This is a genomic window from Corynebacterium sp. UD i78 (assembly GCF_056280545.1).
In genome coordinates, this window is the sequence record NZ_JBWCED010000001.1 from 1,731,760 (window position 1) to 1,746,018 (window position 14,259).

At 67.5% G+C, this 14,259-nt stretch carries 15 protein-coding genes; 7 read left to right on the top strand and 8 right to left on the bottom strand.

From position 1 onward, the window contains the following. Positions 1 to 11: 11 nt before the first annotated feature. The gene (locus ACZ9GM_RS08165) at positions 12 to 86 is read left to right on the top strand and encodes a 50S ribosomal protein bL37 (protein WP_096877815.1); all 75 of its coding nucleotides are present in this window, start codon (positions 12 to 14) and stop codon (positions 84 to 86) included. Positions 87 to 289: 203 nt separating this feature from the next. Here the strand turns inward: ACZ9GM_RS08165 and rsrA are convergent, their stop codons facing one another. The 3 genes from rsrA to ACZ9GM_RS08180 form a co-directional block, all read right to left on the bottom strand. Further along, on the bottom strand, positions 290 to 607 hold the full coding sequence (gene rsrA, locus ACZ9GM_RS08170) for a mycothiol system anti-sigma-R factor (protein ID WP_291473111.1): 318 nt from the start codon (positions 605 to 607) through the stop codon (positions 290 to 292). Positions 608 to 612: 5 nt separating this feature from the next. Next, a complete protein-coding gene (locus tag ACZ9GM_RS08175) occupies positions 613 to 1,275 on the bottom strand; it encodes a sigma-70 family RNA polymerase sigma factor (RefSeq protein WP_291473112.1) in 663 nt (220 codons plus the stop codon). Positions 1,276 to 1,338: 63 nt separating this feature from the next. After that, complete coding sequence (locus ACZ9GM_RS08180) at positions 1,339 to 2,013, bottom strand: SOS response-associated peptidase (protein ID WP_476037596.1); 675 nt, start codon at positions 2,011 to 2,013, stop codon at positions 1,339 to 1,341. A 34-nt stretch (positions 2,014 to 2,047) separates the two neighbouring features. Here ACZ9GM_RS08180 and aroA point away from each other — a divergent pair, with 34 nt between their 5' ends. The 5 genes from aroA to katG all read left to right on the top strand — a co-directional run bounded on the left by aroA (position 2,048) and on the right by katG (position 8,266). Beyond that, the gene (aroA, locus tag ACZ9GM_RS08185; RefSeq protein WP_476037597.1) at positions 2,048 to 3,331 is read left to right on the top strand and encodes a 3-phosphoshikimate 1-carboxyvinyltransferase; all 1,284 of its coding nucleotides are present in this window, start codon (positions 2,048 to 2,050) and stop codon (positions 3,329 to 3,331) included. Between the two features lie 5 nt (positions 3,332 to 3,336). Then, positions 3,337 to 4,371, top strand: a complete 1,035-nt coding sequence (gene rsgA, locus ACZ9GM_RS08190) for a ribosome small subunit-dependent GTPase A (protein WP_291473115.1) — start codon at positions 3,337 to 3,339, stop codon at positions 4,369 to 4,371. A 738-nt stretch (positions 4,372 to 5,109) separates the two neighbouring features. Beyond that, complete coding sequence (locus tag ACZ9GM_RS08195) at positions 5,110 to 5,445, top strand: TetR/AcrR family transcriptional regulator C-terminal domain-containing protein (protein WP_476037598.1); 336 nt, start codon at positions 5,110 to 5,112, stop codon at positions 5,443 to 5,445. A gap of 43 nt (positions 5,446 to 5,488) precedes the next feature. Then, complete coding sequence (locus ACZ9GM_RS08200; protein ID WP_291473118.1) at positions 5,489 to 5,986, top strand: Fur family transcriptional regulator; 498 nt, start codon at positions 5,489 to 5,491, stop codon at positions 5,984 to 5,986. A gap of 33 nt (positions 5,987 to 6,019) precedes the next feature. Next, positions 6,020 to 8,266, top strand: coding sequence for a catalase/peroxidase HPI (gene katG / locus ACZ9GM_RS08205; RefSeq protein WP_476037599.1), 2,247 nt, complete (start codon positions 6,020 to 6,022; stop codon positions 8,264 to 8,266). Positions 8,267 to 8,376: 110 nt separating this feature from the next. Here katG and ACZ9GM_RS08210 read toward each other — a convergent pair whose 3' ends face one another. Both ACZ9GM_RS08210 and ACZ9GM_RS08215 read right to left on the bottom strand, forming a co-directional pair. Next, positions 8,377 to 8,883 carry a DUF6912 family protein gene (locus ACZ9GM_RS08210; protein ID WP_291473126.1) on the bottom strand — a complete coding sequence of 169 codons (507 nt, stop codon included), beginning with the start codon at positions 8,881 to 8,883 and terminating at the stop codon, positions 8,377 to 8,379. Between the two features lie 8 nt (positions 8,884 to 8,891). Then, a complete protein-coding gene (locus ACZ9GM_RS08215) occupies positions 8,892 to 9,302 on the bottom strand; it encodes an HAD family hydrolase (RefSeq protein ID WP_476037600.1) in 411 nt (136 codons plus the stop codon). 58 nt (positions 9,303 to 9,360) lie between these two features. Between ACZ9GM_RS08215 and ACZ9GM_RS08220 the strand changes: the two genes are divergently transcribed. Then, positions 9,361 to 9,930, top strand: coding sequence for an Rv3235 family protein (locus ACZ9GM_RS08220; protein ID WP_476037601.1), 570 nt, complete (start codon positions 9,361 to 9,363; stop codon positions 9,928 to 9,930). Between the two features lie 10 nt (positions 9,931 to 9,940). On the opposite strand, the gene secA is transcribed toward ACZ9GM_RS08220, so the two are convergent. From secA to ACZ9GM_RS08235, 3 genes are all read right to left on the bottom strand, one after another. Further along, a complete protein-coding gene (secA, locus tag ACZ9GM_RS08225) occupies positions 9,941 to 12,499 on the bottom strand; it encodes a preprotein translocase subunit SecA (protein ID WP_476037602.1) in 2,559 nt (852 codons plus the stop codon). A 187-nt stretch (positions 12,500 to 12,686) separates the two neighbouring features. Further along, entirely contained in the window at positions 12,687 to 13,367 is a 681-nt protein-coding gene (gene hpf / locus ACZ9GM_RS08230; protein ID WP_291473123.1) for a ribosome hibernation-promoting factor, HPF/YfiA family, read from the bottom strand. 181 nt (positions 13,368 to 13,548) lie between these two features. After that, complete coding sequence (locus tag ACZ9GM_RS08235; protein ID WP_476037603.1) at positions 13,549 to 14,259, bottom strand: ComF family protein; 711 nt, start codon at positions 14,257 to 14,259, stop codon at positions 13,549 to 13,551.

Here is a 14,259-nt window from a genome sequence, read left to right on the forward strand (position 1 = left end):
AAGGAGTGACCATGAGCAAGCGTGGCCGTAAGCGTAAGGACCGTCGCAAGAAGGGCGCGAACCACGGTAAGCGTCCGAACAGCTGATACGCGTTCGAACCTGACAGAGGCCCGGCCCGGAGATATTCTCCGGACCGGGCCTCTGTCATTCGCTGTGTCTGTACACCGGGTGTGTGCACGATCATGACGGATCCGGTCTCCCGGAACAACGGAAAGGACCGTTCCGTCACGATCATGTACGGCAACGGCGTCCTCGCAGGGAAGCTGTGAGGACGCCGCGAGGGGGATCATCAACCTCGTCGGATGCGCACCTGCATCGACGAGACCTCGGTAACGGTGCCGTCGGTGGTCCGCAGCACGGACGAGGTGTGCAGCGCGGTGACGATGCGTCCACGCAGGTCCGTCGGGGCGGAGTCGCAGCACCGCACCCGGAGAAGCTCCCGGACCTGCTGCTCGATGCCCAGCTGCTCGAGACACGAGGGGCAGTTCTCGGCATGCTCGGCCAGTCTGTCCCGGAGGTTCTCGTCACAGCCGCCGTCGACGTACTCGTAGAGAACGTCCACGAGATCATCGCAGTCGGACGGGAGGTTCGTCTGCTTGTCAGTCATCGTCATCACGCTTTCGTCGTTGCTGCGGTCGCCGAAGATGTCGCCGAGGATTTCGCAGTCTTCGCCGCCGCCGTGGCATCGAGTCCGATCCCCCGCTCGGCGGCGACATCCTTGAGTTTCGTGCGCAGCTGCTTGCGTCCGCGGTGCAGCCGGCTCATCACCGTGCCGATCGGCGTCCCCATGATCTCGGCGATCTCCTTGTACGGGAGGTCCTCGACGTCCGCGTAGTACACGACCATGCGGTAGTCGTCGGAGAGTTCCATGAGTGCGTCGCGGATCCGGGAGTCCGGGATCCGCTGCAGCGCCTCAATCTCGGCGGAGCGCAGCCCCGTCGAGTCGTGCGACGCCACATCCGCCAGCTGCCAGTCGGTGACCGCCTCATCGGAGGTCTCCTTGGGCCGGCGCTGCGCCTTGCGGTACTGGTTGATGTAGGTGTTGGTGAGGATGCGGTACATCCACGCCTTCAGGTTCGTCCCCGGCTTGTACGAGCCGAACGCCTGGTAGGCCTTCATGTACGCGTCCTGGACCAGGTCCTGGGCGTCCGCCGGATTCCGGGTCATCCCGAGGGCGGCGCCGTAGAGCTGGTCCAGCAGGGGCAGCGCGTCAGCCTCGAAGCGGGCGAGCAGTTGCTCGTCGCTGTCACTGGTGCGCTTCACGGTGTTGGTCATGGCTCCTCTGGGTCGGTCGGCGCTCTGCCGCTCCGTCCGGCACAACAGTCCGGACGTGCGACGTTATTCCCCCATCGTAGCCTCTGCATCCCCTGTGCCCCTGATGAGTTCAGGTCTGTTGACCGCGACGTTGCCCACCCGACGGTCGACCGGACAGGTGGTGAGTTCCTCGCGGACCTGCGCACCGGGGACGCGGGACGCCGTCTCGCGCAGCTCCTCTCCCCCGTCCAGCCAGACCGCCGCCTCATCATCGGCGAGCACCCGGGGCATCCGGTCGTGGAGCCACTCCACCGGGTCCGCCGAGGCCGTGGTCACCACGGTCGCCCGCAGTTCACCCTCCTCGTCTCGTGTGACCAGCCCGGCGACGACCAGTGGGCCGTCCCCGGTCACCAGGTAGGGCGTCTTCGTCCCGGACACCGCGTTCCACTCGTACCAGCCGTCCATGACGACCAGTGCGGGTTCAGCGTTCCGGAAGGACGCCTTGTCGAAGGCCGTCTCGCCACGCGCGTTGAACAGCACGGTCCCCGGTTTCCACGGGGCGGGGAAGCCCCAGACCGCCGGGCCGAGCACGAAGCGTCCTCCAAAACGACGCACCACGGCGACGCGATGGGTGGGCGCGATATTCCAGCTGGGCCGCAACCAGTCCCCGGGTAGTGCCGTGACCTGTTCACCGAGCCTCTCTGACAGGCCGGTGAGCAGGGTTTCCATGGCAGTGAACAGGATGTAGCGACCGCACATGGAATCCAGCCTAGGCCAAACTACACTGGAGCCCATGACCCCTACTCCATGGGCCGCGCCGGTCGCCCCGTCCCCCGTCACCGCCACCGTCTCTGTTCCGGGATCGAAGTCGATCACCAACCGGGCGCTGCTGTTGTCCGCACTCGCCGACGGCCCCTCCGAGATCACCGGAGCACTGCAGAGCCGCGACACGCAGCTGATGGCGGACGCCCTGCGGACCATGGGGACCACCGTCGTCACCGACGGAGACACCATCACCGTGACGCCGCGTGCACTGCACGGCGGTGAGGTCCAGTGCGGTCTCGCCGGAACGGTACTGCGCTTCCTGCCCGCCGTCGCCGCCCTGGCCGACGGTGACGTGTGGTTCCACGGCGACCGGGAGGCCCAGGCTCGTCCGATGGGCACCACCCTGGAGTCGCTCGAGGCCCTGGGCGCGACGGTCAAGGCCTCGGACGACCCGAGGAACCCGCTCCCCTTCGCTGTCACGGGCAACGGCGGGATCCGTGGTGGCGAGGTGCGCATCGACGCCTCGGCGTCCTCCCAGTTCGTCTCGGGACTACTGCTCGCCGGTGCGCGCTTCGACGAGGGTGTCACCGTCGTCCATGTCGGGGGCGCCGTGCCCAGCCAGCCGCACATCGAGATGACCGTGGAGATGCTGCGCGACGCCGGTGTCACCGTGGACGTCAGCTTCAACCGTTGGACGGTCCACCCCGGCCCGGTCCGCGGACGCCACTGGGCCGTCGAGCCCGACCTGTCGAATGCCACCCCGTTCCTCTCCGCGGCTGCTGTCACCGGCGGCGAGGTGCGGGTGCGTGACTGGCCGGCGCAGACCACCCAGCCCGGCGACCAGTTCCGCGCGGTGCTGGAGGACATGGGGGCGGCAGTCGACCTCGCCACGCACACCGGTGAGCTCATCGTCCGAGGCGCCGAGGGGGGTGCTATCACCGGCATCACCTGGGACATGCACGATATCGGCGAGCTGACCCCCACCGTGGCCGCGCTGTGCGCCCTGGCGAAGGGACGCAGCCACCTCTACGGCATCGCCCACCTGCGCGGTCACGAGACCGACCGGCTCGCCGCCCTGGAGGCGGAGCTGACCGGCCTGGGCTGCGGCGTCTCGCAGACCGCCGACGGTCTGGTGATCGACCCGGCTCCGTTGCACGGGGGGCTGTGGCGCACCTACGCCGACCACCGGATGGCGACCGCCGGGGCGATCCTCGGCCTGGTCGTCGAGGGGGTACAGGTCGAGGACATCACCACCACGACGAAGACGCTGCCCGGGTTCGAGACGCGCTGGGCACAGATGGTGGGAGCGTAGCGGATATGGGCCGGCGCCGTTACGACGAGTCCGATGTGAAGGTGCGTCCGGGGAAGGGGTCCCGACCGCGGACGAAGGACCGACCGTCCCACAAGGACGCCGAGACCGGCATGGTCGTGACGAAGGACCGGGGACGCTGGGGCGTCGTCATCGACGGTGCGTCCCCGGACACTCCCCCGGCGATCTGCATGCGTGCCCGGGAGATGGGACGCACCGCCGTCGTCGTCGGCGACCGGGTCGCCGTAGTCGGAGACACCTCCGGTGCCGACGGGACCCTGGCCCGCATCGTGCGGTTGGAGGACCGGAAGACCGTGCTGCGCCGCACCGCCGATGACACGGACTCCTATGAGCGCGTCGTGGTCGCCAACGCCGACCAGCTGCTCATCGTCACCGCGGTCGCTGATCCACCGCCGCGCTCCGGGTTCGTCGAACGGGCACTGATCGCCGCCTTCGCCGGGGGCCTGACCCCGGTGATCTGCCTGACGAAGTCTGACCTGGCGGATCCGTCGGAGTTCGCCGCCGAGTTCGCCGACCTGGACGTACAGGTCGTGGTCTGCGGCCGGGACGATCCTCTGACCCCGGTCACCGATCTGGTGCGCGGTCACCTCACCGCACTGATCGGACACTCCGGTGTGGGCAAGTCCACCCTGGTCAACCGGCTGGTGCCGGACGCCGACCGGGCGACCGGCGTGGTCTCCGGGGTCGGCAAGGGACGTCACACCTCGACGCAGTCCGTCGCATTGCGGCTGCCCGGCAGGGACGGTGCCGACGGCGAGGACGCAACGCACGCCGGCTGGATCGTCGACACGCCAGGCATCCGGAGCTTCGGGCTGGCACATGTCGATCCGGAGACGGTCATCGGAGTCTTCGAGGACCTCCGTGACGTGGTGGAGGACTGCCCACGCGGCTGTACCCACGCCGGCCCGCCGGCTGATCCGGAATGTGCCCTCGACCAGCTCACCGGTGCGAGCGCCCGGCGCGTCACAGCGGTGCGCGTCCTGCTGGAGGCACTGCGGTCCAACAACGAGTGGGAGGTGTAGCGGCGTCCTTCGTGATCAGCGGGAGAGCTGTCGGAACTGCCGCACCGACAGCGGAACGGAAATGACGATGGTCAGTGCGGGCCAGATCAGTGCACCGGCCATCGCATGGCCGTCGATCCGGTAACCGGACCCGAGGACCTCCGCCCCCCGGCGAGTGGAAGAGTTCCCGGATCGCCGTCGCGGTGGATGACACAGGATTCCAGGCGGCGATCGCTCCGAGCCGGCCCGGCATCATCTCCGGCGGAGTGAACACCGAGAAAATGAACACGAGCGGAAAAGCGACGGCGAAGAGCATTCCGGCGGTCTCCGTGTTGCTGATACACAGCCCCGGGAAGATTCCGACGAGGATCAGCGCCAGCCGGACCCAGAGCAGCAGAACGAACGCGAGAAGCGTCCCCCCACAGTTCACCGCCCGGTCGCCAACCGATGAGCGGGGCCACGATGGTGATGACCAGCAGATCCAGTGCCGCGCGGAGGATATCGGACATCGGCATGGACCGGAACCGGTCCATGAAACCGAGGGCCATGGTCATCGCGGACATTCCGGGCATCGCGAAATCGACGTATCCCTCCCCCGCGCCCTGTACCTGACCCACCCCTGGACCATCCGGACCAACTGGAACCGCCCTGTACTCGGCCCCTCACGCATGGATGACCTCGAACTGTTCATCGAGGGGCCCTGCACCTCCCCCCTGAGCGACCGGGAGATCATGAACCTGGCGACCTCCATCGACTCATATGTCCGACTCATATGTCCTGGGTGCGGTCCGTCAGCAACTCCAGTGGACCGGTGCCGCGGTCGAGTCCGGGATGCCCGACGAGGAGTTCCGGGAGACCCAGAGCGACTTCCTCGGGACGCAGCTGACGTCCGGACGGTTCCCCCACCAGGCATCACTGGATGCCGATGCCTTAGACGCCACATGGGACGCCGGTTTCGACTTCGGACTGCAACTCATCATCCAGCACGGCGTCGAGGGAATCATCTCCTCCCGAGCCGGAGCTCAGCAGCCTCCGGCGCCATGCCGCCCCACGGCATATCCCCAGCAGATCCGGTCCGCCACCATATTTGATTAGGTCAATATTGCAGAATCTCAAAAGTGAGTGCATAATGGGTCCCATGCGCACAGAACCGACTGACACCTGGGCCGACCGCGTGCGGAATGCGGGACTTCGGGCGACCCCGGGACGCCTCGCCGCCCTGGGCTACATCGACGCCCACCCGCACAGCTCCGCCGCCGAGGTGCACGCCGGTATCTGTACGGAGCTTCCGTCGATCTCCATGCAGTCCGTCCACAATGTCGTGAACGATCTGAGCGCACACGGCGTCCTCCGCCGTATCGACCTGCCCGGCGCCACCGGCGCACGCTACGAGACAGACACCGACGACAACCACCACCACATCCAGTGCGTGGTCTGCGGTCGTCTGGAGGATGTCGAGTGCGTCATCGGTGAGGCCCCGTGCCTCACCCCCAGTGACACGCACGGCATGAGCACCATCCTCTCCGCGGAAATCACGTTCCGGGCCGTCTGCGACGACTGTGCCGCCCGCGAAGGGATCCGACCGCCGGCCGACCACCGGCATTCAACACACCACGCAACACCCACTTCCCGTTGAACCACTCTGCGGTAACAGACCAGGAGAAACACCATGACTGACACGACCACCGGCTGCCCCGTCATCCACGGGGGCTCCGGCGAGCCCGCACCGGGCCCGACCAACGACCGCCTCGTCCTCCCCACCGAGGGAAACCCCAACCAACAGTGGTGGCCGAAGCGCCTCAACCTGCACCTGCTCGCGCACAACCCGCAGGAGATCCGGCCCACCGACCCTGACTTCGACTACGTCGCCGCCTTCGAGCAGCTCGATCTCCCCGAGGTCAAGAAGGACATCGAAGAGGTCCTCACCACCTCGAAGCCCTGGTGGCCCGCCGACTTCGGCAACTACGGTCCACTGATCATCCGTATGGCCTGGCACGCCGCCGGCACCTACCGCGCCTCCGACGGCCGCGGTGGCGCCGGCACCGGTCAGCAGCGCTTCGCCCCGCTCAACAGCTGGCCCGACAACGGCGGCCTCGACAAGGCCCGCCGCGTCCTCTGGCCCGTCAAGAAGAAGTACGGCAAGTCCCTGTCCTGGGGAGACCTCATGGTGCTCGCCGGCAACGTCGCCCTGGAGAACATGGGCTTCGAGACCTTCGGCTACAGCGGTGGCCGCGAGGATGTCTGGGAGCCGGAGAACGTGTTCTGGGGTACGGAGTCCGACTGGCTCGGCACGGACGCCCGCTACAGCGGCACCAACGAGACCACCCGTGAGCTGCAGAAGCCGTTCGGCGCGACCACCATGGGCCTGATCTACGTCAACCCGGAGGGCCCGGAGGGCAACCCGGACCCGGCCGCCGCCGCCCACGACATCCGTGAGACCTTCCACCGGATGAACATGGACGACGAAGAGACCGTCGCCCTGATCGCCGGTGGCCACACCTTCGGCAAGACCCACGGTGCCGCCCCCGACACCGAGGAGAACGTCGGCCCGGATCCCGAGGGCGCCCCGCTGCACCGCCAGGGTCTCGGCTGGCAGAACTTCCACGGTACCGGCAAGGGTGACGACCAGATCACCTCCGGCCTGGAGGTCACCTGGACCTACCACCCGACCCGTTGGGACAACGAGTTCTTCCACATCCTCTTCGCCTACGAGTGGGAGCCGGTCCGCGGCGAGGGCGGTCACTGGCACTACCGTCCGAAGGACAACGGCGGTGCCGACATGGTGCCGATGGCGCACTCCGACGGACGCCGTGAGCCCCGCATGCTCACCACCGACATCTCGCTGCGCGTCGACCCGGCCTACGAGAAGATCTCCCGGAAGTTCAAGGATGACCAGGCTGCCTTCAGCGCCGCCTTCGCCCGCGCATGGTTCAAGCTGACCCACCGCGACATGGGCCCGGTCTCCCGCTACGTCGGCCCCGAGGTCCCCTCGGAGACCTTCGTCTGGCAGGATCCGCTGCCCGAGGCCACCGGTGAACAGATCACCGCCACGGACGTCGCCGAGCTCAAACAGGCCGCTCTGGACTCCGGTCTGTCGGCCGCCCGCCTGGTGTCCACCGCGTGGTCCTCCGCCTCGAGCTTCCGCTCCACCGACAAGCGCGGTGGCGCCAACGGTGCACGTATCCGCCTGGAGCCGCAGCGCAGCTGGGAAGTCAATGAGCCTGCCGAGCTGGCGAAGGCGCTCGACATCCTCGAGTCCGTGCGCGCCGAGTTCAACGAGAACCACGCCCCGCGCGAGGTCTCGCTGGCCGACCTCATCATCATCGCCGGCAACGCCGCAGTCGAGAAAGCGGCCGCCGAGGCAGGGCGCACGGTCGAGGTGCCGTTCACCCCGGGGCGTGTCGACGCTAGCCAGGAACAGACCGACGTGGACTCCTTCGGCTTCCTCGAGCCCGAGGCCGACGGCTTCCGCAACTGGCAGAGCGCGTCCCTGGACTACCCGGCCGAGCACCTGCTGGTCGACAAGGCTGCGCTGCTGGGCCTCACCGCCCCGCAGATGACCGCCCTGGTCGGCGGCCTGCGTGTCCTCGGCGCGAACCACGGCGGTTCCACCGACGGTGTCCTCACCGACCGTCCCGGTGTGCTGAGCAACGACTTCTTCGTCAACCTGCTCACCCTGGGTAACGAGTGGACCCCGAAGGACACCGACCCCGGCCACTACACCTGCACCGACGGTGAGACCGGCGAGGAACTCTGGACCGGTACCCGTGCCGACCTGGTGTTCTCCTCGAACTCCGAGCTGCGTGCACTGGCCGAGGTCTACGCCTCCGACGACGCCGCCGACAAGTTCGTCGACGACTTCGTCACCGCCTGGGCGCAGGTCACTGAAGCTGACCGCTTCGACCTGCACCGCTAGAAGGGCTGACCGGGCCCGACCACCCGGTCACACTGAACCCCCGCCGGCAGGATCTTCTCCTGGACCGGCAGGGGTTCTGCTGTGTCGGCAGAGGACCCGGCGTCAAGCGACTAGAGCAGGTCCACCAGGACGCCGAGTTCCTTCGAGTCGTACCAGCTCATGAGGTTGTCCTCGCAGTCACCGAGCGTGATTTCGGCGTCCTCGTCCCCCAGATCGGCGGCGTCGACGACCTCGATGGCCGCAGCCGTCGCCGGCTCATTGCCCTCGTCGTCGACATGGATCGCCACGAGCTGTGAGGTCTCCAGCAGCGCCGGGAACACGTCCACGACCGCCTCCCCCTTCTCCGCGTTCGCCGTCACCGACTCCTCGGGCAGGTCAGCGGAGATCACCACACGTCGGTGCGGGAACTTCTCCTCCCCACCGGCAGTCAGCAGGCGCAGTGAGGCCCGCGACGCCTCCAGGAACGCGTGGTACTCGATCTCCTCGTCGTCACCGGCGGTGAAGAACTCCCGCAGCGCCGGGGTCAGGGAGAAGCCGACACCGGAGCGCACCGGCATCTTCCCCTCTTTGGCGAGGGTTCCGAGCATGTCGAAGGTGGCAGGCAGGTAGACGCGCACGCTCATGGTCAGAAGGTCCCTTCGAGACCGAGCAGGCCGGTGATCTCGACGATCGCCCGGTCGAACTGCTGGTAGTACACGCCGATGAGGCCGGACTCGACAGCACCCTTGATGTTGAGGATCGAGTCGTCGATGAGGATGCAGTCTTTGACTGCCACGTCCAGACGCTCGGCGGTGATCCGGAAGATCCGCGGGTCCGGCTTGTCCACCCCGACCTCGCCGGAGAGGACGACCGTGTCCACGTAACCGGCCTCCTGCCAGCTGCGGATCGGGTCGGCGGCGGGACCCCCCGGATCGTTGGAGAGGATGGCAGTGCCGTAGCCGGCGTCCTTGGCGGCGGTGAGGACCTTGCGCCAGCGTCGCCGGTCCTCCTCCGCCCCGTCGAGGACGCCACAGTAGTCCACAATCAGTGCTCGCATACCCGTCATTGTGCCACGTCCCCTCCCCCTGCCGCCCGTCACGGTCTAGGATGTGGCCATGGGGACCTCGGGGAAGACATCCACGGAAGTGACCGCCGCACACACCGCACCGTTGCCGGGTATGGTGTACCTGCGCCGCCCCGCCGGTGCCGCGACCGTCCGGACTGCCCGGGCCGACCGGGCCGACCGGGCCGACATGCCGGGTGCCGATGCCGCGACACCGTCGCGGGGCACCCGGCCGACCGAGGCTGACGGCGTGCTCTCAGGAACGGACGGGACCACTCCGGCGAGGGCCGCGGCGACCGCGGAGATCACCCGGCTGCTGCGCCTGTGGCTGGAGGCCTTCGACGGACGGCGTCCGGTCACCGCCCTGCGCCGTGGCCCCTTCTCCCCCGCTGTCCTGGACGACCTCCGGGCCCTGATCCGGGAGTCGCTGGACGCCACCAGGACAGATACAGCGCCAGGATCCACCCCGTCCCGGCTACTGCGTGTGCACCTTCCCCCGTCGCACCACCGCCGGCTGTCCTTCACCGCCAGTGTGGCGGTCAGTGGGCGGGTACGCGCTCTCGTCGGTCATCTGGGCCGCCACGACTCGCGTTGGCGGGTCGAGAGCGTCACCCTGGTCTGACCACCGGGGACTAGGCCCCGGCCTCGGCCTGCTTCTTCGCGGCCGACTCCTGGAACTGCTTACGGACCAGGAATAGCTGACGGATCGTCTCCTCCTTGATGCCGTCATTCATGCGGCGGAACATGTCGCCGCCCTCGCGCTGGTACTCGACCAGGGGATCACGCTGGGCCATGGCGCGCAGGCCGATGCCCTCCTTGAGGTAGTCCATCTCGTAGAGGTGCTCGCGCCACTTCTGGTCGACCACGTTGAGCAGGACGCCGCGTTCCATCTGCCGGATCTGCTCCTCACCACCGACGGCGGTGACGGCGGTCTCGAGCTCGTCGTACTGGGCGTGGGCGTCCTCCTGCAGTGCCTTGAGCAGCTGCGAGGCGGAGAGCTCACCGGAGCGGCCGAACTCGTCGCCGTCGATGAGGTCCTGCGCCTTCACGCCGGGGCCGTAGAGCGCATCGAGGGCGTTCCACAGCTCCTCGAGGTCCCAGTCCTCCACGTAGCCCTCGGCGGTGGCACCGTCGACGTAGGCGGCGATGGTGTCGTCCATCATGGCGCGGACCTGACCACCGACGTTCTCACCCTCGAGGATCTGCCGACGCTCGCTGTAGATCACCTTGCGCTGCTCATTGAGGACCTCGTCGTACTTCAGGACGTTCTTGCGCATCTCGAAGTTGGAGTTCTCGACCTGCGACTGGGCACCCTTGATGGCGTTGGAGACCATCTTCGAGTCGATCGGCATGTCGTCGGGGACATTGAGGCGGGTCATGAGCGCCTCCATCGTCTGTCCGACGAAGCGGGTCATCAGGTCGTCACGCATCGACAGGTAGAAGCGGGTCTCACCCGGGTCACCCTGACGCGCGGAGCGACCACGCAGCTGGTTGTCGATGCGACGGGACTCGTGCCGCTCGGTACCGAGGACGTACAGACCACCGACCTCGCGAACCTTCTCCGCCTCTTCCTCGGACTTGGCACGGGCCTTGACGATCTCCTCGTCCCAGGCCGTCTCGTAGGCCTCCGGGTTCTCGACCGGGTCGAAGCCGCGCTCACGCAGGGTGATATCGCAGATGATGTCAGGGTTGCCGCCGAGCACGATGTCGGTACCACGGCCGGCCATGTTCGTCGCGACGGTGACGGCCTTGAGGCGTCCTGCCTGGGCGATGATCTCCGCCTCCTGCGAGTGGTACTTCGCGTTGAGGACGCTGTGCCTGATGTGCTGCGCCTGCAGCAGCTTAGACAGGTACTCGGAGCGCTCGACCGAGGTGGTACCGACGAGGACCGGCTGCCCCTTCTCCACACGCTCGACGATGTCCTCGGCCACGGCCGCGAACTTCGCCTCCTGGGTCTTGTAGACCAGGTCGATGTCGTCGGTGCGTTGGTTGGCCTTGTTCGTCGGGATCTGGGCGACGTCGAGCTTGTAGATGGACTTCAGCTCGGCGGCCTCGGTCTCGGCGGTACCGGTCATACCCGCGAGCTTGTCGTAGAGGCGGAAGTAGTTCTGCAGCGTGACCGTGGCGAGAGTCTGGTTCTCGTTCTTGATCTCGACATTCTCCTTGGCCTCGATGGCCTGGTGCATGCCCTCGTTGTAGCGGCGGCCCTGGAGGATACGTCCGGTGAATTCGTCGACGATCATGACTTCGCCGTTGCGGACGATGTAGTCCTTGTCCTTGGTGAACAGCTCCTTTGCCTTGATGGCGTTGTTGAGGTAGCTGACGAGCTGGGAGTGCTCCGGGGAGTAGAGGTTGTCGATGCCGAGCTGGTCCTCGACGAACTCCACTCCCTCCTCACGCACACCGATGGTCTTCTTGCGACGGTCGACCTCGTAGTCGATGTCGAGGGTCATCTTCGGGACGATGCGGGAGAAGGCGGTGAACCACTCGGAGGAGCCGCCGACCGGACCGGAGATGATCAGCGGGGTGCGGGCCTCATCGATGAGGATCGAGTCGACCTCATCGACGATGGCGAAGTTGTGGCTGTGTTCCTTACGCTGCACCAGGTCGTCGAGGGAGTGCGCCATGTTGTCGCGCAGGTAGTCGAAGCCGAACTCGTTGTTCGTGCCGTAGGTGATGTCGGCATTGTAGGCGTCGCGGCGCTCCGCCGGCTTCTTGCCGGAGAGGATCACGTCGGTGCCCAGACCGAGGAAGCGGTGGACACGGCCCATCCACTCCGAGTCACGCTTGGCGAGGTAGTCGTTGACGGTGACTACGTGGACGCCCCTGCCCGACAGGGCGTTGAGGTAGGCGGGGAGCACACAGGTCAGGGTCTTTCCCTCACCGGTCTTCATCTCGGCGACATATCCCCAGTGCAGGGCGGCACCGCCCATGATCTGCACCTTGTAGTGCTTCTGGCCGAGGACGCGCCAGGACGCCTCACGGGCGGTGGCGAAGGCGTCGAGCAGGATGTCGTCGAGAGTCTCCCCGGCCTCGAGACGCTCCTTGAGTTCCTCCGTCTTCGCCTGCAGCTCAGCATCACTGAGAGCGGTGTACTCGTCATCCTTGGCGATGACCTGGTCTGCGACGGCGGACAGCCGCTTGACGGCCCGTCCCTCGCCGAGTCGGAGAATCTTCGAAAGTCCTAGCACGTGCTGCCTGTCCTTCTGTTGCCGGTTGAGCGGGATGAAGCGCTGTAGAGCGTAGTCAAACCGTCAGTATAGCGGCCACCGTCCCTCCCGCGCCCGTGCCGTGACAGTTTCACCCCGCCTCGTCCCCCTGACACACGGAAGTCCCGGCTGACGCGGGTGCGTCAACCGGGACAGTCAGGTCAGTGAGCTACTCGCCGGGGCCGGTGACAGGTGCCTTCAGGGCGATGAGACCGTAGTCGTAGCCGTGGCGGCGGTAGACCACGGAGGGCTTCCCGGTCTCCTCGTTGACGAAGAGGAAGAAGTCGTGCCCGACGAGCTCCATCTCGCTCAGCGCCTCGTCGACGCTGATCGGGGTGGCGGGGTGTTCCTTCTCACGGACGACCTGACCGGGGAGGAACTGGTCGGCGTAGGGGTCGACGTCGAAGGGCCCCGGGGTCTCCTGGGCCTTCTCCGCCTCCTGGACGAGCTCCGCGGTGGCTTCGCCGACGGACACCGGCGCACGGTGACCGGACAGCGAGATCTTGCGACGGGCCTTGACCTTGCGCAGGGAGCGCTCCATCTTCGCGACAGCGGCCTCGAGGGCGGCGTAGAAGGAGTCCTCCTTCGCCTCGGCGCGGGCGATGTGGCCCTTACCGCTGGCGGTGATCTGGATGCGGTCGGACTCGTCGGCACGACGCGGGTTGCGTTCGTGCTGGAGCTCGACGTGGAAGTAGGTGAGGGTCGGGTCGAGTCGCTCCACCTTGGCGAGCTTCTGGTTCACCCGTTCGGCGAAGTGCTCGGGAATCTCGACGTTCCGACCTGTGATCTCGACCTGGGTCTCCGGGGCGACAGTGCCCTCAGCTGCGGTGGTCTGCTCGTTGACAGCCATGCTCAACCTCCCGAATCCTGGCCACCCGGGGCCGGAACCTGGTGTCCCGCTTCCCGTGTACCGGTGACCTGTTCTGTGCCAGCCACAGTACCTGTGTAACGGACCGGGTGGGGGCCGCGCCCACCCCTGTTCATCACCCCGAAGCACCCCCGCTAGCAAACCAGATGCCCGTTTCCACCCGTCAGGCCCCCGCCACCACCACCCCCACGGTCGGCACCACCCCCCGCGCCGCCAGTGCTGTGGTGAGACCTCCCAGCGTCGCCCCGGTCGTGCACACGTCATCCACCACGCAGGCCACCGCTCCCGGCACCCGCAACAGCTGCCGTGCCCGGTGCAGTTCCGTCCGGTCCACCACCAGCCCCTGGGACAGGTTCACCGCCCGGGCGGCCCGCGACAGCCCCACCGAATCGGGTGTCCCCTCGGCCAGTGACGCCACCGCCGCCGCGTCCGCGTGTCCACCCAGACTGCGCGCCGCCACCCTTGCGGCCCGGGCCACGACACACCCGCCCCTCGCCCGTGCCGCAGAGGGACGCGTCGGAGCGGCGAGCAGCACCACCGGCGACAACCTGGGGTCGGGCAGCTCCCCGGCCTCCACCAGATGACGCACCACCCCGGCGATCACCTCACCCAGCACAGCCACCGCGTCCGGCCGGTGATGGTCCTTGGCGGCGAGGATGATCGCCCGGTGCACCCCGCCGTAGGGACCGGCGCAGTACACCCGGGGTGAAGCAGGACCGTCTACCGGTGACGGTGGATGCCGTAGCGCCACCGCGCAGTCCCGGCACAGCCCCACCCCCTGTCCCACCGGGACCGGTTCCACGCGTCCGCAGCCCGGACAGTCGTGCCGCCAGACCAGCTCGGCGGCGTCCGCGATACCGGAGAGGATCCCCAT